Origin of the sequence: Sphingomonas sp. (genome assembly GCF_017745215.1) — a bacterium.
Classification (GTDB): Bacteria; Pseudomonadota; Alphaproteobacteria; order Sphingomonadales; family Sphingomonadaceae; genus Sphingomonas.
In genome coordinates, this window is the sequence record NZ_JAGHZV010000008.1 from 12,616 (window position 1) to 32,513 (window position 19,898).

Annotated in this window: 18 protein-coding genes and 1 tRNA gene; 15 read left to right on the forward strand and 4 right to left on the reverse strand. The window is 69.3% G+C overall.

Features of this window, described 5'->3' with window-relative positions; genetic code table 11:
• The first annotated feature begins 81 nt into the window (after positions 1-81).
• The 3 genes from J7495_RS09840 (at position 82) to hemW (ending at position 2,352) form a co-directional block, all read left to right on the forward strand.
• Complete coding sequence (locus J7495_RS09840) at positions 82-1,005, forward strand: Gfo/Idh/MocA family oxidoreductase (protein ID WP_294056317.1); 924 nt, start codon at positions 82-84, stop codon at positions 1,003-1,005.
• A gap of 74 nt (positions 1,006-1,079) precedes the next feature.
• Positions 1,080-1,153: transfer RNA gene (locus tag J7495_RS09845), tRNA-Gly, on the forward strand.
• A 41-nt stretch (positions 1,154-1,194) separates the two neighbouring features.
• Positions 1,195-2,352, forward strand: a complete 1,158-nt coding sequence (gene hemW / locus J7495_RS09850) for a radical SAM family heme chaperone HemW (RefSeq protein WP_294056318.1) — start codon at positions 1,195-1,197, stop codon at positions 2,350-2,352.
• Between the two features lie 77 nt (positions 2,353-2,429).
• On the opposite strand, the gene J7495_RS09855 is transcribed toward hemW, so the two are convergent.
• Positions 2,430-3,641, reverse strand: coding sequence for a penicillin-binding protein activator (locus tag J7495_RS09855; protein ID WP_294056319.1), 1,212 nt, complete (start codon positions 3,639-3,641; stop codon positions 2,430-2,432).
• An 11-nt stretch (positions 3,642-3,652) separates the two neighbouring features.
• On the opposite strand from J7495_RS09855, the gene rsmI reads away from it, so the two are divergent.
• The 4 genes from rsmI (at position 3,653) to J7495_RS09875 (ending at position 6,585) form a co-directional block, all read left to right on the forward strand.
• Complete coding sequence (rsmI, locus tag J7495_RS09860; RefSeq protein ID WP_294056320.1) at positions 3,653-4,495, forward strand: 16S rRNA (cytidine(1402)-2'-O)-methyltransferase; 843 nt, start codon at positions 3,653-3,655, stop codon at positions 4,493-4,495.
• 127 nt (positions 4,496-4,622) lie between these two features.
• Positions 4,623-4,979: a YraN family protein gene (locus J7495_RS09865; protein ID WP_294056321.1), complete on the forward strand. Its 357-nt coding sequence runs from the start codon at positions 4,623-4,625 to the stop codon at positions 4,977-4,979.
• 42 nt (positions 4,980-5,021) lie between these two features.
• A complete protein-coding gene (gene gshB / locus J7495_RS09870) occupies positions 5,022-5,978 on the forward strand; it encodes a glutathione synthase (RefSeq protein WP_294056322.1) in 957 nt (318 codons plus the stop codon).
• 19 nt (positions 5,979-5,997) lie between these two features.
• The gene (locus tag J7495_RS09875; protein ID WP_294056323.1) at positions 5,998-6,585 is read left to right on the forward strand and encodes a DedA family protein; all 588 of its coding nucleotides are present in this window, start codon (positions 5,998-6,000) and stop codon (positions 6,583-6,585) included.
• 113 nt (positions 6,586-6,698) lie between these two features.
• On the opposite strand, the gene J7495_RS09880 is transcribed toward J7495_RS09875, so the two are convergent.
• Positions 6,699-7,586, reverse strand: coding sequence for a tyrosine recombinase XerC (locus J7495_RS09880; protein WP_294056324.1), 888 nt, complete (start codon positions 7,584-7,586; stop codon positions 6,699-6,701).
• Between the two features lie 131 nt (positions 7,587-7,717).
• Positions 7,718-8,371 carry a fructose-6-phosphate aldolase gene (gene fsa, locus J7495_RS09885; protein ID WP_294056325.1) on the reverse strand — a complete coding sequence of 218 codons (654 nt, stop codon included), beginning with the start codon at positions 8,369-8,371 and terminating at the stop codon, positions 7,718-7,720.
• 123 nt (positions 8,372-8,494) lie between these two features.
• Here fsa and J7495_RS09890 point away from each other — a divergent pair, with 123 nt between their 5' ends.
• The 3 genes from J7495_RS09890 (at position 8,495) to J7495_RS09900 (ending at position 11,818) form a co-directional block, all read left to right on the forward strand.
• Positions 8,495-9,163 (forward strand): DUF2490 domain-containing protein, encoded by a 669-nt coding sequence (locus J7495_RS09890; protein WP_294056326.1) that lies wholly within the window; start codon positions 8,495-8,497, stop codon positions 9,161-9,163.
• 251 nt (positions 9,164-9,414) lie between these two features.
• A complete protein-coding gene (locus J7495_RS09895; protein ID WP_294056327.1) occupies positions 9,415-10,938 on the forward strand; it encodes a hypothetical protein in 1,524 nt (507 codons plus the stop codon).
• A 208-nt stretch (positions 10,939-11,146) separates the two neighbouring features.
• Positions 11,147-11,818, forward strand: a complete 672-nt coding sequence (locus J7495_RS09900) for a DUF2490 domain-containing protein (protein WP_294056328.1) — start codon at positions 11,147-11,149, stop codon at positions 11,816-11,818.
• Between the two features lie 126 nt (positions 11,819-11,944).
• Here J7495_RS09900 and J7495_RS09905 read toward each other — a convergent pair whose 3' ends face one another.
• The gene (locus tag J7495_RS09905; protein ID WP_294056329.1) at positions 11,945-12,340 is read right to left on the reverse strand and encodes a hypothetical protein; all 396 of its coding nucleotides are present in this window, start codon (positions 12,338-12,340) and stop codon (positions 11,945-11,947) included.
• Between the two features lie 88 nt (positions 12,341-12,428).
• Between J7495_RS09905 and J7495_RS09910 the strand changes: the two genes are divergently transcribed.
• The 5 genes from J7495_RS09910 to J7495_RS09930 all read left to right on the forward strand — a co-directional run bounded on the left by J7495_RS09910 (position 12,429) and on the right by J7495_RS09930 (position 19,835).
• Positions 12,429-12,752, forward strand: coding sequence for a DUF1905 domain-containing protein (locus J7495_RS09910; RefSeq protein ID WP_294056330.1), 324 nt, complete (start codon positions 12,429-12,431; stop codon positions 12,750-12,752).
• Between the two features lie 53 nt (positions 12,753-12,805).
• Positions 12,806-14,977 carry a primosomal protein N' gene (locus J7495_RS09915; RefSeq protein WP_294056331.1) on the forward strand — a complete coding sequence of 724 codons (2,172 nt, stop codon included), beginning with the start codon at positions 12,806-12,808 and terminating at the stop codon, positions 14,975-14,977.
• 56 nt (positions 14,978-15,033) lie between these two features.
• A complete protein-coding gene (locus tag J7495_RS09920) occupies positions 15,034-16,539 on the forward strand; it encodes a hypothetical protein (RefSeq protein ID WP_294056332.1) in 1,506 nt (501 codons plus the stop codon).
• A gap of 79 nt (positions 16,540-16,618) precedes the next feature.
• The gene (locus tag J7495_RS09925) at positions 16,619-18,151 is read left to right on the forward strand and encodes a hypothetical protein (RefSeq protein ID WP_294056333.1); all 1,533 of its coding nucleotides are present in this window, start codon (positions 16,619-16,621) and stop codon (positions 18,149-18,151) included.
• 91 nt (positions 18,152-18,242) lie between these two features.
• Positions 18,243-19,835, forward strand: a complete 1,593-nt coding sequence (locus J7495_RS09930; protein ID WP_294056334.1) for a hypothetical protein — start codon at positions 18,243-18,245, stop codon at positions 19,833-19,835.
• The last annotated feature ends 63 nt before the right edge of the window (positions 19,836-19,898 follow it).

Sequence of the window (19,898 nt, forward strand, 5' to 3'; positions counted from 1 at the left end):
CAGCCGTCATCCCGGCTTTCGCCGGGATGACGGCTGGGAAGCGCGCTGCTAGGCGGCCCGCGGAACGGGTCGGAGAACGACATGAGCGAGCGGATCAGGCTGGGGCTGGTGGGCGTGGGCAAGATCGCGCGCGACCAGCACCTCCCCGCGCTCGCCGCGAGCGAGGACTTCGCGCTGGTCGCCACCGCGAGCCAGGGGCCGCAGCTCGACGAGGTGCCGGGCCATCCCTCGATCGAGGCGCTGCTCGCCGCCGAGGACATTGACGCCGTCTCGATCTGCACCCCGCCGCGCGGCCGCCACGCCATCGCGCGCGCGGCGATCGAGGCGGGCAAGCACGTCATGCTCGAGAAGCCGCCCGCCGCGACGCTCGCCGAGATCGCCGACCTCGCCGAGCGCGCGCGGGCACGGGGCGTGACGCTCTTCACCAGCTGGCATTCGCGCGAGGCCGGCGCGGTCGACCGCGCGGGCGAATGGCTCGCGGACAAGCGCGTCACCGGCGTGCGGATCGTCTGGAAGGAAGACATCCGCAAATGGCACCCCGGACAGGAGTGGATCGTCGAGGCGGGCGGCTTCGGCGTGTTCGATCCGGCGATCAACGCGCTGTCGATCGCAACGCGGATCCTGCCCGAGCCGCTGCTGGTCGAATCGGCCGCGTTCGAAGTCCCCGCCGGCCGCGGCGCGCCGCTCCGCGCGACGGTGGCGATGCGCTGCGGCGACGCACCCGCCAGCGCCGACCTCGACTTCCTCCAGACCGGCCCGCAGACCTGGGACCTGGAAGTCGATACCGACGGCGGCGCGCTCCGGCTATCGATGGGCGGCGCGATCCTGCACCTGCCCGGCGAGCCCGACCTGACCTGGCCCGACCGGGAGTATCCCCGGCTCTACGCACGCTTCGCCGCGCTGGTGCGCGAGGGGGCAAGCGACGTCGACCTGCGGCCGTTCCAGCTGGTCGCCGACGCCTTCGTGCTGGCGGAGCATCGGATGGGCGAGCCGTTCGCGTTCTGACGCCCGGGTTGACCTTCCCCCGCCGCTCGTGGCACTGGCGGCGCCCGCGGCGCAATCTGCCCCGATGGCGACGGGCGGGTATAGCACAATGGTAGTGCAGCAGCCTTCCAAGCTGAATACGCGGGTTCGATTCCCGCTACCCGCTCCAGCCTTCCAGATGCGCGCGACACCCTCTCTACGAGCGTTTCGATGAACTCGCCTTCGCCGGTGACCGAGCAGCCCCTCGCCCTCTACATCCACTGGCCCTTCTGCGTGTCGAAGTGCCCGTATTGCGACTTCAACAGCCATGTCCGCGAGTCGGTCGACCAGGCGGCGTGGCGCGCGGCGCTGCTCGCCGACCTGGCGCACGAGGCGGCGCAGCTGCCCGGCCGCCGGCTCGGCTCGATCTTCTTCGGCGGCGGCACGCCCTCGCTGATGCCGCCCGAAACGGTCGCCGCGCTGATCGAAGCGGCCGAGGCGCATTGGGGCTTCGAGCCGGGGATCGAGATCACGCTCGAGGCCAATCCCTCCTCGGTCGAGGCCGCACGCTTCGCCGACCTCGCTTCAGCCGGGGTGAACCGGGTGTCGCTCGGGCTGCAGGCGCTCGACGACGCCGCGCTCAAGTTCCTCGGCCGCGCGCATGGCGTCGACGAGGGACTCGCCGCGCTCGCCACCGCGCAGCGCGCCTTCGAGCGCGTGAGCTTCGACCTGATCTATGCCCGCCCCGATCAATCGCTCGCCGACTGGGAAGCCGAGCTGACCCGCGCGCTGGGCTTCGGCACCGGGCATCTCTCGCTCTACCAGCTCACCATCGAGCCCGGCACGCGCTTCGCGACGCTGTTCGAGAAGGGCGAGCTCGCCGCCTACGACCCCGACGAGGCCGCCGACCTGTTCGCCGCGACCCAGGCGCTCACCGGCGCCGCGGGGCTGCCGGCGTACGAAGTCTCCAACCACGCCCGCGCGGGCGAGGCGAGCCGCCACAACCTCGCCTATTGGCGCTACGCCGATTACGCCGGCGTCGGCCCCGGCGCGCACGGGCGGCGCGGCGGAGTGGCGACGCTCCGCCGCAAGAAGCCCGAGAACTGGATCGCCGCGATCGAGCGCAACGGCCATGGCATCGAGCGCGAGGACGGCCTCGTCCCCGCCGAGCGCGGGATCGAAGCGCTGCTGATGGGCTTGCGGCTCGCGGAGGGCGTCGACCTGCGCCACGTCGCGCGCGTCGCCGAGGGCGAGCCGCCGCTCGACCCGGCTGCGCTCGCTCGCCTCGAATCGCACGGCCTGCTCCGCCGCGACGGCGACCGGCTGCGAGTCACCGGCGAAGGCATGCCGGTGCTCGAAGCGATCCTGCGCGAGATCGTGCGGGCCTGACAGCCGCCGGCAATACAACCGTCATCCCGGCTTTCGCCGGGATGACGGCTTATGGGTCGGGGAGAATTGAAGCCCGCTCAATCCGCGAACTTGGCCGGCGCCGGCGACACCGTCACCGTCGTGCCGCCGCGGATCTCCTGCACTTCGAACGCGCGCTCGGCGATGCCGTCGCGGCCGAAGCGGAACGCGCCGTCGAGGCCCGCGAAGCCGTCGCGCTCGGTGAGGCGGCGCTCGGGGAAGATCGTCCCCGGCTCCCATTCGCGCGCGATCCGCACGGTCAGCAGCACCGCGTCATAGCCCATCGTCGACAGGCGATAGGGCGCCACGCCGAAGCGCGCGCGGTACTTGGTCGCATATTGGCGGTAGAGCGCGTTCGGCACGCTCGCATACCAGGCGCCGGTGAGCGCCGGGTTGGCGCCGATCCCCGAATCGAGGTTCCACTGGTCGGTGCCGAGCACGCGCGCGGCCTTGCCGCCCGCGGTCTTGCGCAGGATCGGCACCGCCGTCACCGCCGAGCCGCCGCTGCCCGCGATCAGGACCGCCTGGAAGGGCTGGCGGCCGAGCTTGTTGATCGCCGCGGTCATCGAGCCGGCGCGGCCGTCATAGCTCTCCATCGCCACCACCGTGCCGCCCGCCGCCTCGACGGTGCGCAGGAACGCGGTCGACGAACGCTCGCCGTAGAGGCCGACGGGCATCAGCCCGGCGAACTGCGTCACGCCGCTGGTCCGCGCATATTGCACGACGCGCTCGATCGACTGCGCCGGATTATAGCCGAGCAGATAGGTGCCCGCACCCGCGACGCTGGTGTCGTTCGAGAAGCTGAGCACCGGGATGTGCGCCTGGCGCGCGATCGGCGCGACCGCGCGCGCTTCCTCGGCGAGCAAGGGCCCCAGGATCAGCCGGTTGCCGTCGGAGATCGCCTGCTGCGCCGCCACCGCCGCGCCGCCCTGGCCGGCGGTGTCGTAGGTGGTGATGCGGATCATGTCGCTCTTGGTGTCGAGGATCGCGAGCTGAGTCGCGTTCTGGAGCGAGCGGCCGACCGCGGCATTGGGGCCCGAGAGCGGCACGAGCAGTGCCACTCGGTGGCGCTCGACGTCCTGCGGGAGCGCCGCGGTGAGCGGGCGCTCGACCGGCTTGGGCTTGGGGGCTTCGGGCACCGGGCGCGGCGGCGCGGGCGGCACGACGCGCGGGCCCGACGCGCAGCTCGCGAGAAACATCGCGGCGCCGAGCGCGGCCCAGCGAAGCGCGTGCAACACGCCCCGTTGCGGTTTGGTTGCTCCCTCTGCCATGATTCCTCCCGATGACATCTGCTCTTTCCCCCGGCCTCTACATCGTCGCGACGCCGATCGGCAATCTCGGCGATCTCTCGCCGCGTGCCGCCGAAATACTCACGAACGCCGCGGTAGTTGCGGTGGAAGACAGTCGCGTGACGGCCGGCCTCTTCCGCCACCTCGGCGTGAAGGGCCGGATGACTCCCTATCACGACCATAATGCCGATGCGGTGCGCCCCGGCCTCATCGCGCGGATGGGCAGCGAAGCGGTGGCGCTGGCGAGCGACGCGGGGACGCCCTTGATCTCGGACCCCGGCTACAAGCTGGTCCGCGACGCGCGCGCGGCGGGGCATATGGTGACGACGATCCCCGGCCCCTGCGCGGCGATCGCGGCGCTGACGCTGGCGGGGCTGCCGACCGACCGCTTCCTGTTCCTCGGCTTCCTGCCGGCGAAGCAGCAGGCGCGCGCGACCGAGATCGCCGAAGTGGCGAGCGTCCGCGCGACCCTGGTGCTCTACGAATCGGGCCCGCGCCTCGCCGCCTGCCTGTCGGCGCTCGCCGAGGGGCTGGGGAATCGCGAGGCGGCGGTGGCGCGCGAGATCAGCAAGAAGTTCGAGGAATGCGTGACCGGCACGCTCGCGACGCTGGCCGACCGCTATGCCGAGGCGCCGCCCAGGGGCGAGATCGTGGTGATCGTCGCGCCGCCCGGCGAAGCGCCCCCCGCCACTGCCGAGGACGCCGACGCGGCGCTGGCCGAGGCGCTCACCCGGCTGCCGGCGAGCAAGGCGGCGGGCGAAGTCGCCAGGCGGCTCGGGCTCGACCGCAAGGCGCTGTATGCCCGGGCAATGGCGATGAAGGAGGACGGGGGATGACAGCGAAGCATGCTAGCCCCTCCCCTTCAGGGGAGGGGTTGGGGGTGGGGCGTGTAAGTCTCGCCGAGACCGACGTATTTGCTGACAGGCCCCACCCCAACCCCTCCCCTGAAGGGGAGGGGCTTTAGTGGCGCGCAACCGCCGCCTCGCCGAGGCGCGCGGCCGCGAGGGCGAGCGCCGCGCGGCATGGTGGTTGTGGCTGCAAGGCTGGCGCATCCTCGACACCCGCGTGCGAACGCCGGCCGGAGAGGTCGATCTCGTCGCGCAGAAGGGCAAGCTCATCGCCTTCGTCGAAGTGAAGACCCGCGCAACTGCCGCCGAGCTCGACTATGCGATCGACGAATACCGCCTGCGCCGCGTCGCCGCCGCCGCGGAGGTGCTGATGCCCCGCTACGCCACCAACGGCGAGGACATCCGCGTCGACGTGATCCTCATTGCTCCCCGCACGCTCCCTCGCCATATCGAGAACGCCTGGATGGGGTGACTTAGTTCCCTAAATCACCTAAGCATGGGCGAAGGAGATCGAATGCCGCTCAACGTCGCCGTCCAGATGGACCCGCTCGATGCGATCAACATCGCCGGCGATTCGACCTTCGCGCTGATGCTCTCGGCGCAGGCGCGCGGACACCGGCTGTTCCACTACGCGCCCGAGGATCTCAACTATTCGGGCGGCCAGGTCTGGACGAAGGCGCATCCCGTCTCGGTCCAGCGCGTCGTCGGCAGCCATTTCCAGTTCGGCGAACCGGTGCGGCTCGACCTCGGCGACGAGGCCGACGTCGTGCTGATGCGCCAGGACCCGCCCTTCGACCTCGGCTATATCACCGCGACGCACCTGCTCGAGCGGATCGCGCACAAGACGCTGGTGGTCAACGACCCCGCCTCGGTCCGCAACGCCCCCGAGAAAGTGTTCGTGCTCGACTATGCGCGCTTCATGCCGCCGACGCTCGTCACCCGCAGCCTCGACGAGGCGCGCGCCTTCCTCGCCACCCACGGCGAGATCGTCGTCAAGCCGCTCCACGGCAACGGCGGCAAGGCGATCTTCAAGGTGGGCAAGGACGGCGCCAACCTCGCCTCGCTGATCGAAGTGTTCAACACCGCCTATCGCGAGCCGCACATGGTGCAGGCCTTCCTCCCCTCGGTCGCGGCGGGCGACAAGCGGATCGTGCTGGTCGACGGCGTGGTGGCGGGCGCGGTCAACCGCGTGCCCGGCGAAGGCGAGATCCGCTCGAACCTCGCGGTGGGCGGCACCGCGGCCAAGACCGAGCTGACGGCGCGAGAAGTCGAGATCTGCGAAGCGCTCGGCCCCGAGCTCGAGAAGCGCGGGCTCATCTTCGTCGGGATCGACGTGATCGGCGGCGAATGGCTCACCGAGATCAACGTCACGTCCCCCACCGGCATCGTCGCGATCGATCGGTTCAACGGCACCGACACCGGCGGCATGATCTGGGACGCGATCGAAGCCCGCATCGCGGCGCGCGGCTGACAGGGAAGCATCGGGGGGGATGAACGCGGCGGACCTGGGCTATCTCGGCATCTTCCTGCTGATGGTGCTGGAGAATGTCGTGCCCCCGATCCCGTCCGAGGCGATCATGGGGATCGGCGGCATCGCCGTCGCCAGGGGCGAACTCGACTTCGTGCTGCTCGTGCTCGCCGGCACCGCGGGCACGGTGGTGGGCAACCTCTTCTGGTGGGAGATCGGCCGGCGGCTCGGCTATGCGCGGCTGAAGCCGATTTTCGACCGCTGGGACCGCTGGCTGACGATGGACTGGCAGCATGTCGAAGCACTCCGCCGCTATTTCGACCGCTGGGGCGGGCCCACGGTGTTCCTGTTCCGCTTCATGCCGATCGGGCGGACGATGATCTCGCTGCCCGCCGGGCTGATGCACATGCCCTTCTGGCGCTTCGTCGGCTATACCGCGGCGGGAAGCGCGGTGTGGAACCTGCTGCTCGTCGGGCTCGGCTACGGGCTCGGCGTGGGGATCGCGGACATCGACGCCTGGGTGAAGCCTGCCGTGATCGCGACCGCGGTGGCGATCGTCGCCTGCTATCTGTGGCGCGTGATCACCTGGAAGCCGCGCGAGAGGCGCTGACCGCTCTCTTCAATCGTCATCCCGGCGAAAGCCGGGACCCAGGGCCACGAGCGACGTCCTCTGCAACCCTGGGTCCCGGCTTTCGCCGGGATGACGGTTAAGGGGTACCGGGCTTAGGCCCGCGGATGCGCATGGCGGTAGACGTCGAGCAGGTGCGCGGCGTCGACGGCGGTATAGACCTGGGTCGAGCTGAGGCTGGCGTGGCCGAGCAGCTCCTGCAGCGCGCGCAGGTCCGCCCCTCGACCGAGCAGGTGCGTCGCGAAGCTGTGGCGCAGCGCATGCGGCGTGGTGCGCTCCGAGAGGCCCAGCGCGGCGCGGGCCGAGCGCACCGACTTGCGGATCGCCCCCGGCGGCAGCGGCCCGCCCCTGGCGCCGCGGAACAGCGGCTGGTCGCGCGGCGTCCCCCAGGGCGTGAGCCGGGCATAGGCCTCGATCGCTTCGCGCACCTCGGGGAGCAGCGGCACGATCCGCGTCTTGGCGCGCTTGCCGGTGACGCTGATCGTCTCGCCGAGCGGAAGGACGGCGCCGGTCAGCCCTACCGCCTCGCCGATGCGCAGCCCCGCGCCGTAGAGCAGCAGCAGCACCGCCCAGTCGCGCGCGGCGATCCAGGGCTCGGCGGCTTCCTCCGAGGCGAGTTCGGCGAGCGCCACCGCTTCGTGCGGCGCGACCGGGCGCGGGATGCCCTTCTTGACGCGCGGGCCCCGGAGGCGGGGAAGGTCGGCGCCCTCGGTCGCGAACCTGAGAAACCCGCGCACCGCCGACAGCTCCCGCGCGGCCGAGGCGTTGGCCAGCCCCTCGTTCCGGCGATGCGCCAGGTAGGCGCGCAGGTCGGCGGCGGAGGTTTTCGCAAGCGCCGCGGGGGTGACCTCGCCGCCCCAATGGCCCTGGAGGAAGGCGAGCAATCGCTCCGCGGTCGCCTGATAGGCCCGCACCGTATGCGCCGAGCGCCGCCGGTCGCGCGCCAGGTGCCGGGCGTAACGGAGGGGCAGCGGATCGGTCATCGCCTCACCATACCCCGCTTCGTCATCCCGGCGAAAGCCGGGACCCAGGGCCGCGAGCGATGTCCTCTGCAACCCTGGGTCCCGGCTTTCGCCGGGATGACGGTTGGGTTTTCAATTGGAGGGGGCGCCCGTCACCCGATCTTCTGCCCGGTCTTCTCCCAATCGGCCATGAACGCCTTGATGCCGTTGTCGGTCAGCGGGTGCTTGACCAGCATCTTGATGACCGAGGGCGGCGCGGTCATCACGTCGGCGCCGATCTTGGCGGCCTCGAGCACATGGATCGGGTTGCGCACGCTCGCGACGAGGATTTCGGTCGCGAAGTCGTAATTGTCGTAGATCAGCCGGATGTCCGAGATCAGCTCCATCCCCGGATAGCCGATGTCGTCGTGGCGGCCGACGAAGGGCGAGATGAAGGTCGCGCCCGCCTTGGCCGCGAGCAGCGCCTGGTTCGCCGAGAAGCAGAGCGTGACGTTGACCATCGTGCCGTCGTCGGTCAGCGCCTTGCACGCCTTCAAGCCGTCGATCGTCAGCGGCACCTTGACCGCGACATTGTCGGCGATCTTCCGCACGATCTCGGCCTCGCGCATCATCCCCTCGAAATCGAGCGCGACCACCTCGGCCGAGACCGGTCCGTCGACGATCTCGCAGATCTCCGCCACCACTTCGAGGAAGTCGCGCCCCGCCTTGTGGATCAGCGAGGGATTGGTGGTGACGCCGTCGAGCAGCCCGGCGTCGGCCAGGTCGCGGATGTCGGCGGTATCGGCGGTGTCGGCGAAGAATTTCATGGATGCGGGTCCCGATGCGGTGATCGCCGCCCGATAGCGCAGCCGCTCCACCCTGGCCAGTCGCGCCGGCGGACGCGCGGCACCGTCGCCTTGTTACGGAAATGTTGCTACGCGCCCTCCCCCATGCGCTCCCTCTTCCCGCTCGCCCTCGCTTCCCTCACGGCGCTCGCCGCGACGCCCGCCTCGGCGCAACAGACCGACGAGCAGCTGTGGCTTGCGAGCACGGGCTCCGCGCCGCTCGGCGACGGCATGCGCGTCACGGTCGAGGCGATCGCTCGCTTCAGCGATCGTGCCGCGGGCTTCTTCCACGACGAGATCGGGGGCTCGCTCAGCCGCACGGTGGCGCCGGGTGTCGAGCTCGCGATCGGCTATCGCCACGTCGACGACTATGACCACGGCCGCGCCAAGCCCAACGAGGAGCGCCTGCGCCAGTTCGTCACCGCGCAGCTCGGCCATGGCTTCACCGCGCGGCTGCGATTCGAGGAGCGGTTCCAGCGCGGCGGCAGCGAAGTCGCCTTCCGGATGCGCCCGCAGCTGCGCTTCACCCTGCCGCTCGATCGCCACGGCCTCCAGCTCTTCGCGACGCAGGAGCATTTCCTCAACTTCAACGGCACGCGCTGGGGCGTGCGCTCGGGCTATGAACGCATGCGCAATGCGGTGGGGCTCTCGATCCCGCTCTCGCCGAAGCTGCGCGGCGACCTGGGCTATCTCAACCAATATCGCTTCGGCCGCGCCGGCGCGCGCGACCAGATGGACCATGCCGCCACCTTCTCGATCGCGCTGACGCTCTAAGTCGATCCCGGCCATTCGGGATCCGTATCGCGAATGATTCCATATTGATCGATATTCACGTCGCAGATCCGCTGACACGATACCTATGGGATTGGAGTCGAACCCGAATCCATCCGAAGTTGGAATCGTCGAATTTTCTGGCGACTTTCATTGTCGAACGATCGCCTTGACTCGCATTAACCATGACGGAATCCCGCTTCTCCCGGGCGATTGCTTGAGTCGTCCGCAATCCCGCAAGAGGAGCACCCCCGATGGACGAACTCACGCTCGATCGCGAACCCGACGCCCTTGAAGCCCTGGGCGCCGCGCCGACCCCGTCGCTGACCGCCGGCTACGATACGATCGGCAGCGCGCTGCGCGCCTCGGCGGTGACCGCGGACATCGTCGAGGGCGGATCGAAGGTCACGGTCAACGTCACCGTCTGCGAAGGCGTGGTCGAGATGAGCGAGTCGCTCAAGATCAGCCAGTCGCTGTCGGTCGACTATCTCGGGCTCGTCTCGGTCGACCAGAAGCTCGACTTCGTGCGCAACCAGAAGGCGACAAACGAAAGCGTCTCGATCGTCGTCTATGCGCGCCACGAGCTCGGCAGCCAGACCGCGCGCGACCCGAAGCTCAAGCCCGACCTGCCCGGCGATCCCGCCAAATTCGCGCGCGAGCGCGGCGATTCCTACATCGATTCGATCGAGCGCGGCGGCGAATATTATGCGGTCTACACCTTCTACACCCAGACGACGGAGGAGCAGAAGTCGCTGGTCGCGTCGCTCAAGGCGAAGGGCATCTTCTCGAAGGTGACGGTCAATGGATCGCTCGAGACCGCGATCGACAATTTCACCAAGACCACCAAGACCAACTGGCGCTACGACCAGGAGATCTCGGGCATCCGCAATCCCTCGCCGCCACCGCGCGAGCAGCTGATCGACTATGCGCTGAAATTCCCCTCGATCGAGCTCGATGCGCCGACGGTGATCGGCTTCACCACCGCGGGCTATGAGAATGTCCCCGGCTTCAGCCTCGACTTCCAGCGGATCGTCGCAAATCGCCGCTATTTCGTAGGCAGCACGATCGACGACGGGCTCACCAGGTCGCTGCTCAAGATCGTGTCGCTGCAGAACAAGGTGGCGTGGCTGAAGGGCATCTACGGCTGCTACGGCTTCACCGGCGACCCCGAGCTCGACGCGTTCGGCACGCTGCTCGAGGCCGACCGCCGCACGATCCGCACCCAGTTCGAAGCCTATGAGGATGCGCCGCTCAGCGAGTTCAAGCACCCCGCCCTGCCCTCGCTCGACAAGGGGATGCCGCTGCTCAGCTTCACCAAGGGCACCTCGCCGATGTTCGGCAGCAACGGCGGCAATCCGTTCGACTATGGCATGCCGATCGAGGATGCGCTCGCCAACCAGCGGCGGCTCAACTGGCTCCAGCTGCGCGGCAACAAATATGTCGACCAGATCGGGCTGCGCTACGTCGACGTGCACGGCGAGGGCCCGATCCAGCGCTTCGGCCAGGACGGCGGATCGCTCCAGAATGCGCTGAGCTTCGAATCGAACGAGTTCGTGAAGCGCGTCGACAGCCGCACGGGCGACCTGGTCGACCGGCTGCGGATCGAAACGACCCGCGGCGCGGTCACCGAGGTCGGCCGCAACGGCGGCGATCCGCACAATTGGGAAGTGCCCCAGGGCACGGTCGTGCTCGGCATCCAGGGCCGCGCGAACAAATATCTCAACGCGATCCAGATCGTCTGGGCGAAGCTCGAACCGGCGACGTTCCGCAAGAGTTGAGAGTCCGTTTGAAATGCGCCTCACGGCGCGTGGCGGTGCCGGCCCACTCCCCCCGGGCGGGGAAGTGGGCCGGCACCGCCTGGAAACTCGCTCTTCCGCGAGTTTCCACACGAAGGCTGATCCGCCTGTCCCGCGCCTGCACGGCGGTCCCTCCGCCGTGCGGGCGAAGACAGCTTCCAAGCCGTGCAATTTCGGCTAGGAAACGGCCATGCTTCGCGAACCGGCCATCGCGGCGCTGCTTCTTGTCGCGACTCCCGCGGCGGCGCAGGACGTCGACACGCAATTCTGGCTGAGCGGCTCGCTCCAGGCCGACGTCGTCTCGCACCTACCCGTCTCGCTCGACACCACCGCGCGCTTCGGCGACGCGGCGGACGGGCTCTACGAATGGGCGCGCGGCGGCTTCGCCGGCTATCGCACCGACGGCGATGTCGAGCTGCTCGGCGGTTACCAGCGCGTCACCGGCTATCGCGGCGGCCAGGTCACCCGGCTCGAGCAGCGCATCCGCCAGCAGGTGACGGTGCCGGTGGCGAAGCTGTTCGGCGGCACGCTCACCTCGCGCACGCGGATCGAGGAGCGCTTCCGCCGCGGCACCGGCGGCATGGGGCTGCGCATCCGCGAGCAGGTCCGCTTCACGCTCCCGCTCCGGAAGGGCGGCCCTTCGTTCATGGCCTGGCACGAGAGCTTCCTCGAAGCCAACGACACGCGCTGGGGCTCGAACGCGGGGCTGCGGCGGATGCGCAACTACCTCGGCTTCGAGCTGCCGCTGACCAGGGAGCTCCGCGCGCAGGCGGGCTATCTCAACCAGTATGACTTCGGCGTCGGCGGCAAGCGCGACGCGATGGCCAATGTGCTGCTGCTGTCGATCGGGGCGAAGTTCTAGGATTGGACGGCATCAAGCCCCAAATCGTCATCCCGGCGAAAGCCGGGACCCAGAGCCACGAGCGATGTCCTTTGTAACCCTGGGTCCCGGCTTTCGCCGGGATGACGGGTAATGGAATGGGGCAGCCTACGGTGCCACCAGCATCAGCCTGGCCTTGGGCTGCGCCAGCTTGCTCAGCTTGATCGTGTACACCCCCGGCTCGAGCTGGAAGGCGACGATCTTGGCGATCGACGAGCAATCGGGGCCATGGCCGTGCTCCACCGATTCGAGCGGCTTGTCCGCGCCGAACGGAGTCACGTCGATCCAGCCCTTCTGGTCGAGCGCGACGCCGTACTTGCCCGCCGCCTCGATCTTGAAGCCGATCATCACCGCACCGTCCCTGGCGTCGAGCACCACCGCCTTGCCCGGCCCGAACGAGTCAGCCGGCGTAGTCCAGCCGGCGAGCTTCGCGGGCAGCGCCGCATCGGTCGCGGCGCATTGCGGCGCGGTCTGGACGGCAAGCAACAGGGCGGCGAACAGCATCGGCGAGTCTCCTTCTGTCCCGCGATAAGCGATTCGCAGCGCTGCGGGAACGCTTTCCCGCCATGCCGCCCACGGCTAAGCCAGCCGCATGCCGCGCGAAGCCGAACCCCTGCTGGACGTCGCCTTCGACGCCGAAGTGATCCACTGGCGCGGCCCCGCCCCGTTCCTCTTCCTGCCGGTCCCCGAGCCGCTCGTCGGCGAGGTCCGCTACGCCGCGCGGTTGGCGAGCTACGGCTGGGGCTGCGTGCCCGTCGCCGCGGAGATCCAGGGCTTCGCCTTCACCACCTCGCTCTTCCCCCGGGACGGCGGCTACATGCTGCCGGTGAAGGTCGCCGTGCAGCGCGCCTGCGGCATCGGCCTGGGCGACCGGGTGCAGGCCAGCATGCGCATCGAGGACCGCAACCCGGGCTGAGCCGCGCCCGGCCGGGACTGGACCTGCGGCCAGCACGCCCTAGATGAAGCGCTATGCCCGGCAACCGCGCCCGCGTCCTCGTCCTCCACCCCGCGCTGGGGCCGCTCGACTATCGCGTGCCGCACGGCATGCACGTCGAGCCCGGATCGATCGTCACCGTGCCGATCGGGCCGCTGCAATATGCCGGCGTGGTCTGGGAAGCCGAGCGGCTGCCGACCGAGGAAGTCGGCGACAATCGCCTGCGCAACCTGATCTCGGTCGCCGACGCGCCGCCGATCCCCGCGCCCGTCCGCCGGCTCGTCGAATGGACCGCCGACTATTATCTCGCCCCGCCCTCGGCCGTGCTGGCGATGTCGCTGCGCACTTCGGCGGCGTTCGAATCGGCGCCGACGATCGTCGAATACCGCGCCACCGGCACCCAGCCGCCGCGGATGACCGAGCAGCGCACCCAGGCGCTCGAGCGGATCGGCGAGCGCCAGGGCGTCGTGCGCGAGCTCGCCGCGATCGCCGACGTCTCGGACGGCGTAATCCGCGGCCTGATCAAGGCCGGCGCGATCGAATCGGTGATCGTCGACACCGACACGCCCTATCCCCGCCCCGACCCGAGCTACGCCCCGCCGACGCTCTCGCAAGCGCAGGCCGACGCCGCGAGCATCCTGCGCCAGTCGGTCGGCGCGGGCGGGTTCCAGCCCTTCCTGCTCGACGGCGTCACCGGCTCGGGCAAGACCGAAGTCTATTTCGAAGCCGTCGCCGCCGCGATCGCCGCGGGCAGGCAGAGCCTCGTGCTCCTGCCCGAGATCGCGCTCACCGAACCCTTCCTGAGCCGCTTCGCCAGGCGCTTCGGCTGCGATCCCGTCGCCTGGCATTCGGACCTGCGCCAATCGCAGCGCCGCCGCGCGTGGCGCGCGATCAGCCGCGGCGAGGCGCTGGTGACCGTCGGCGCGCGCTCGGCGCTGTTCCTCCCCTACCCCAACCTCGGCCTGATCGTCGTCGACGAAGCGCATGAGACGAGCTTCAAGCAGGAGGAAGGCGTCCACTACCACGCGCGCGACGTCGCGGTGGTACGCGGCAAGTTCGAAGGCTGTACGGTCGTGCTTGCCTCGGCGACGCCTGCGATCGAGACGCGCCACCAGGTCGAGCTCGGCCGCTATGAGGAGCTCAAGCTGCCGGGCCGCTACGGCAAGGCCGAGCTTCCCGACATCGAGGCGATCGACCTGATCCAGGAGCCGCCCGAGCGCGGCCGCTGGCTCTCGCCGCGGCTGGTGACGGCGATCGACGCGACGCTCGAACGCGGCGAGCAGGCGCTGCTGTTCCTCAACCGCCGCGGCTATGCCCCGCTGACGCTCTGCCGCAATTGCGGCCACCGCTTCCAATGCCCGAACTGCACCGCCTGGATGGTCGAGCACCGGCTGGTCCGCCGCCTCGCCTGCCACCATTGCGGGCTGGTCGCGCCGGTCCCCGAGAGCTGCCCCGAATGCAAGGCCGAGGACAGCCTCGTCGCCTGCGGCCCGGGGGTCGAGCGGATCGCCGACGAAGCCAAGGCGCTATGGCCCGAGGCCCGCACCGCGATCGTCACGTCGGACACGCTCTGGTCGCCCGCCAAGGCCGCCGAGTTCGTCCACCGGATGGAGCATGGCGCGATCGACATCGTGATCGGCACCCAGCTCGTCACCAAGGGCTATCACTTCCCCAACCTCACGCTGGTCGGCGTGGTCGATGCCGATCTCGGCCTCTCGGGCGGCGACCTGCGCGCCTCGGAGCGGACCTTCCAGCAGATCATGCAGGTCGCCGGGCGCGCCGGGCGCGGCGAGAAGCCGGGGACGGTCTACATCCAGACCCATGCGCCCGAGGCGCCGGTGATGCAGGCGCTCGTCTCGGGCGACGTCGAGGGTTTCTACGCCGCCGAGACCGAGGCGCGGCGCGAGGCCGAGGCGCCGCCCTTCGGCCGCTATGCCGCGATCGTCGTGTCGAGCGAGGACAAGGCCGCCGCCGAGGAGACCGCCAGGGCGATCGGCAAGGCGGCGCCGCGGATCGAGGCGATGCACGTCTTCGGCCCCGCCCCCGCCCCGCTTGCGATGCTGCGCGGCCGCCACCGCTACCGGCTGCTGGTCCACGCCACCCGCGCGCTCGACGTGCAGGACGTGATCCGCGACTGGCTGGGAGGCCTCTCCTGGCCCAGCAAGGTCCGCGTCGCGGTCGACGTCGATCCTTACAGTTTTGTGTAGCGGTTGCATGGACTTGCACCCTCGATAAGGTAGCGCCGAGCCGAGAGGATTCGCCGATGATCCTGCGTTGCCTGACCGCGTTGCTGCTGCTCCTGCTGCCCGTCGCGGCGCATGCCGAATGGATGCGCGCCACCTCGCAGCATTTCGTCGTCTATTCGAACGACAGGCCCGAGGCGGTGCGCGCCTATGCGACCAATCTCGAGCGCTACGACAAGGCGATGCGCACCTTCCGCAACCTGCCCGATCCGCCGGTGCCGCTCTCGGCGCGCGTCACCGTCTATGTCCTCGACAATATCGCGGACGTGCAGCGGCTGAGCGGCCCCAATGTCTGGGGCTTCTACATCCCCCGGCCGGCCGAATCGGTCGCGTTCGTGCCCAAGCGCGCGGGTAGCCAGGGCTATGTCAACTTCGATGCGCAGGTGATCCTGCTCCACGAATATGCCCACCACTTCATGTATGTGAACGCGCCCAACGCCAGCTTCCCGGCCTGGTTCACCGAAGGCTGGGCCGAGTTCAACTCGACCGCGCGCTTCGATCCCGACGGCAGCATCGCCTTCGGCGAGCCGCCCAGGGCGCGCGCGAACATGGTGCTAAAGGGCAATGCGCTGCCGATCCGCAAGCTCCTGTTCGCGCCGCGCGACAGCCTCAGCGGCGAGGAGTGGCTGGGCATGTACGCCCGCGGCTGGCTGCTGGTCCATTATCTCACGCTCGGCGGCAAGCGCGACGGCCAGCTCACGGCCTATCTGATCGCACTCAACCAGGGGAAGAGCCCCGAGGAAGCCGCCAAGGTGTTCGGCGACCTCGATGCGCTCGACCGCGAGCTGGGTCGCTACAAGCTGGGAACGCTGCGCGTCGCCGAGCTCAACCCGGCGGCGCTGGCGATCGAGCCGGTGGCGGTCGAGCCGCTGAACGCCGCCGAGGCCGCGATGATGGACGTGCGGGTCCGCGTCGCGCGCGGCGTTCGCGACAAGGACGCCGCCGGCGTCTACGCCGACGCCCAGCGCGCCGCTGCAAGCTATCCGAACGATCCCGTCGCCCAGTTGCTGCTCGCCGAGACGGCGCTCTCCGCCAAGGACTATGCGGCCGTCGACGCCGCCGCCGACCGCGCGGTCGCCGCCGACCCCAAGTCGGTCGAGGCCTATCTGGTCAAGGCACGCGCGAAGATGGCGGTCGCGGTCGCTGCGGGCGATCAGAGCAAGGAGAGCTGGAACGCGATCCGCAGGCTGATCGGCATCGCCAACCGGACCGATCCCGACGATCCCGAGCCGCTGATCGCCTATTTCGAGAGCTATGCGCTCGCCAGGCAGCCCCCGACGCCGGTCTCGCGCCAGGGGCTATACAAGGCGTTCGAGCTCGCGCCGCAAGTGCCGTTCGTGCGGCTGAAGGCGGCTGAATCCTATCTGTTCGAAGGCAAGCCCGAGGCGGCGCGGACGCTGCTGCTGCCGCTGGTCAACTCGCCCCACGGCGGCGCCTATGCGAAGCAGGCGGCGGCGCTGATCGCGAGGATCGACGGCAAGCCCGCGCCCGCCGACGACGGCAAGACAGGCGACGGCGGGGATTGAATCCGGTCCGGATCAGAGCGTCGCTTTTCGACCGTAGGGGAGCGAGTTAGGCTTCGATCCGAATCGGGGGAGAGCGGGGATGGTTCGCGGGCTGTTCATGGCGCTGTGGCTGCTGGTCGCCATGCCGGGCGCGGCGCGGGCGGCGTGGATCGAAGTCGATACGCCGCACTTCATCGTCTATGCCAACGACGGCGCGGACAAGGTGAAGGCCTTCGCCACCGATCTCGAGCGCTTCGACAAGATGATGCGCCTCATCCGCAACGCGCCCGATCCCGCGCTCAGCCGCAACAACCGGCTCTCGGTCTACATCACCGGCGACACCGACGACATCGCCAAGCTGGCGGGAGCGGCCAATGTCGCGGGCTTCTATCGCCCGCGCGCCAGCGGCTCGGTGGCGTTCGTGCCGCGCGTCTCGGGCGCGGGCGGGTTCAACGACCTCGATCCCAAACAGATCCTGTTCCACGAATATACGCATCACTTCATGTGGAGCGTCTATCCCAATGCCGCCTATCCCGGCTGGTTCATCGAAGGCTTCGCCGAATTCTACGCGACGGCGAAGTTCCGCAAGGACGGCACGGTCGAGATCGGCTATCCGCCGCAATATCGGGCGGACACCCTGCTCGGCGGCAATGCGCTGCCGATCGAGAAGCTGCTGACCGCGGACACGCTGAAGCTGACCGACGACCAGCGCAACGGGCTCTACGGCCGCGGCTGGCTGCTGGTGCATTACCTGTCGGTGGGCAGCACCGAGCGCCGGGGCCAGCTCGCCGCCTATATCCGCGCGGTCAACGAAGGCAAGTCGGCGCTGGAAGCCGCGGAGGTGTTCGGCGACCTCAAGGCGCTCGACCGCGAGCTCGAACGCTACAAGACCGGCCGGCTCACCGGCTATGCGGTGCCGGGCGACAAGCTGCCGATCGGCGAGATCACCGTACGCCAGCTCACCCCCGGCGAAGCGGCGACGATGAAGGTGCGCATCCTCTCGAAGAACGGCGTCGACGCGAAGACCGCGCCCGGCGTCTACGACCTGGCCAAGCGCGCCTGCGCGCCGTTCGCGACCGATCCGGGCGCGCAGATGGTGCTCGCCGAAGCCGCGTTCGACGCGGGCGACTATCCCGCCGCGCTGGCCGCGGTCGACCGCGCGCTCGCCGCCGATCCGAACCGCGAGGACGCCTACGTCTATCGCGCGATGGCGCTGATGGAGGCGGCGAAGAAAGCCAAGGACTCGAGCAAGCCCATGCTCTCGGCGATCCGCAAGGCGATCAGCGCGGCGAACCGGCTCGACGTCGAGGATCCCGAGCCGCTGATCCTCTTCTTCCAAAGCTATGTCGAGTTCGGCCTGACCCCGCCCCCGATCTCGCGCGAAGGGATGTACAAGGCGTTCGAGCTCGCGCCGCAGGATGCCGAGCTGCGGATCAACGTGGCGCGGGTCTATATGCAGGACAAGCAATATGACTATGCCCGGGTGATCCTCCAGCCGCTCGCCTTTGACCCGCACAACCGCTCGATGGCGCAGGCCGCCGCCTCGATGATCGCGGCGATCGACGAGATCCGGAAGGCGGAGGCAGGCGCGAAGGCGAAGGACTCGCCCGCGCCGGGTCCTGCTCCGGGTTGAATCGATCCGCCGGGCGGCGAAACCTCGTGTCATCATGGGCACTTGCACGTGCGGAGCGAATGGATAGGCTCGGCGCAAAAGGGGCACTTCCATGATCCGGACTCTCGTTTTCGCATTGCTGCTGCTGCTCGTCCCCGGCACCGCGAACGCCGCCTGGCAGGAAGCGACCACCAAGCATTTCGTCATTTATTCGGACGACACGCCCGCCCGCATCTCGAAGTTCGCGGTCTCGCTCGAGCGCTATGATCGCGCGATGCGGATCTTCCGCGGGGTGCCGGACGACCCCGTCCCGCCTGTCGACCGCGTGACGATCTACGTCCTGTCCTCCAGTTCCTCGATCACCTCGCTCGGCTATGAGGGCGCCGCCGGCTTCTACCTCGCCCGCGCCGGCGAGCCGGTGGCGTTCACGATCAAATACGGCGACCGCCCGGGGGGATCGCGCGAGCGCGTCAAGGAGGAATATGAGCTGAGCCCCGCAGTGGTGCTGCGGCACGAATACGCGCACCATTTCATGTTCGGCTACATGCTGAACATGTTCCGTCGAGGCGCGCTGCCGACGTGGCTGACCGAGGGCTTCGCCGAATTCCACGCGACCGCGATCGAGGGCGAAGACGGGTCGATCACCTTCGGGCAGATGCCCGGCTATCGCGCCGGCAACTTCCTGTTCGGCGGCGCCGGCTGCAACGCGCAGAAGATCCTGACGTCGAACGACCTGCGCAAGCTCACTGCCTGCTATTACAGCGATCTCTATGCCTATGGCTGGCTGATCGTCGACTATTTCACCTTCACGCCCGACGGGCCGAAGCGGATGGGCGACTATCTCCGGGCGATCAACGAGGGCAAGCTGCCGAGCGAGGCCGCGAAGGGGCTGGGCGATCTCGACGAGCTCGACAAGAAGCTCGAACGCCACCTCACCGGCCGCAAGCTGCCGGCGTTCGTCGTTCCCGCCGAACAGCTCAAGATCGATCCGCCGCAGATCCGCGCGCTCACCCCGGCGCAGGCGGCGATGATCGGCGTGAAGATGCGCGCCAAGGCCGGCGTGGAGGAAAAGGAAGCGCCGGCGCTCTACGAGCGAGCGGCGCGCGCCGCGGCACCCTATCCCGACGATCCCTATGCCCAGACCGTCCTCGCCGAAGCCGCGTTCGACGCCAAGCGCTACGACGAAGCCGAGGCGGCGGGCAAGCGCGCGTTCGCGGCCGATCCGAAGGCGACCGAGGCGATGCTCTACATCGGCCAGGCGAGGATGGCGCGCGCCGCGAGCGCCAAGTCGACCGATCCGGCCGCCTGGAAGGAAGCCCGCGGCTGGTTCGTCAAGGCCAACCACAACGACCCCGACGATCCCCGCCCGCTGATGCTCTATTATCGCAGCTTCCTCGTGGCCGGACAGGCGCCTTCGGCGAACGCGCTGGCGGGCCTCTACCAGGCGTTCGAATTCGCACCCTATGACCGGCGCAACGTGTTCCTCGCCGCCTATGCCTTCCTGACCGAGCGCAAGCTGCCCGAGGCGCGTGCCGCGCTGGCCACCGCCGCCTACAATCCCGACTGGCCGAAGCTGCGCGAACGGGCGGGCAAGTTCATGGACCTGATCGAGGCGGGAAGGATCGAGGAGGCCGAGGCCGCGCTGCTCCCCTGGGCGCGCGACCCCGACTATGAGGATCCCGCGGACAAGAAGAAGGGCGAGTGAGGGCGCCGGTCCTGCGAGCCGACGCCTTGAACCCGCGGCGATTTTCGCCGAAAGCCTGAAGCC

Bases quoted from the DNA above. Each gene is read 5' to 3' on its own strand.
- J7495_RS09840 (WP_294056317.1), top strand. From the start codon at position 82: ATGAGCGAGCGGATCAGGCTGGGGCTGGTGGGCGTGGGCAAGATCGCG.
- hemW (WP_294056318.1), top strand. From the start codon at position 1,195: ATGAACTCGCCTTCGCCGGTGACCGAGCAGCCCCTCGCCCTCTACATC.
- J7495_RS09855 (WP_294056319.1), bottom strand. From the start codon at position 3,641: ATGGCAGAGGGAGCAACCAAACCGCAACGGGGCGTGTTGCACGCGCTT.
- rsmI (WP_294056320.1), top strand. From the start codon at position 3,653: ATGACATCTGCTCTTTCCCCCGGCCTCTACATCGTCGCGACGCCGATC.
- gshB (WP_294056322.1), top strand. From the start codon at position 5,022: ATGCCGCTCAACGTCGCCGTCCAGATGGACCCGCTCGATGCGATCAAC.
- J7495_RS09875 (WP_294056323.1), top strand. From the start codon at position 5,998: ATGAACGCGGCGGACCTGGGCTATCTCGGCATCTTCCTGCTGATGGTG.
- J7495_RS09880 (WP_294056324.1), bottom strand. From the start codon at position 7,586: ATGACCGATCCGCTGCCCCTCCGTTACGCCCGGCACCTGGCGCGCGAC.
- fsa (WP_294056325.1), bottom strand. From the start codon at position 8,371: ATGAAATTCTTCGCCGACACCGCCGATACCGCCGACATCCGCGACCTG.
- J7495_RS09890 (WP_294056326.1), top strand. From the start codon at position 8,495: ATGCGCTCCCTCTTCCCGCTCGCCCTCGCTTCCCTCACGGCGCTCGCC.
- J7495_RS09895 (WP_294056327.1), top strand. From the start codon at position 9,415: ATGGACGAACTCACGCTCGATCGCGAACCCGACGCCCTTGAAGCCCTG.
- J7495_RS09900 (WP_294056328.1), top strand. From the start codon at position 11,147: ATGCTTCGCGAACCGGCCATCGCGGCGCTGCTTCTTGTCGCGACTCCC.
- J7495_RS09905 (WP_294056329.1), bottom strand. From the start codon at position 12,340: ATGCTGTTCGCCGCCCTGTTGCTTGCCGTCCAGACCGCGCCGCAATGC.
- J7495_RS09910 (WP_294056330.1), top strand. From the start codon at position 12,429: ATGCCGCGCGAAGCCGAACCCCTGCTGGACGTCGCCTTCGACGCCGAA.
- J7495_RS09915 (WP_294056331.1), top strand. From the start codon at position 12,806: ATGCCCGGCAACCGCGCCCGCGTCCTCGTCCTCCACCCCGCGCTGGGG.
- J7495_RS09920 (WP_294056332.1), top strand. From the start codon at position 15,034: ATGATCCTGCGTTGCCTGACCGCGTTGCTGCTGCTCCTGCTGCCCGTC.
- J7495_RS09925 (WP_294056333.1), top strand. From the start codon at position 16,619: ATGGTTCGCGGGCTGTTCATGGCGCTGTGGCTGCTGGTCGCCATGCCG.
- J7495_RS09930 (WP_294056334.1), top strand. From the start codon at position 18,243: ATGATCCGGACTCTCGTTTTCGCATTGCTGCTGCTGCTCGTCCCCGGC.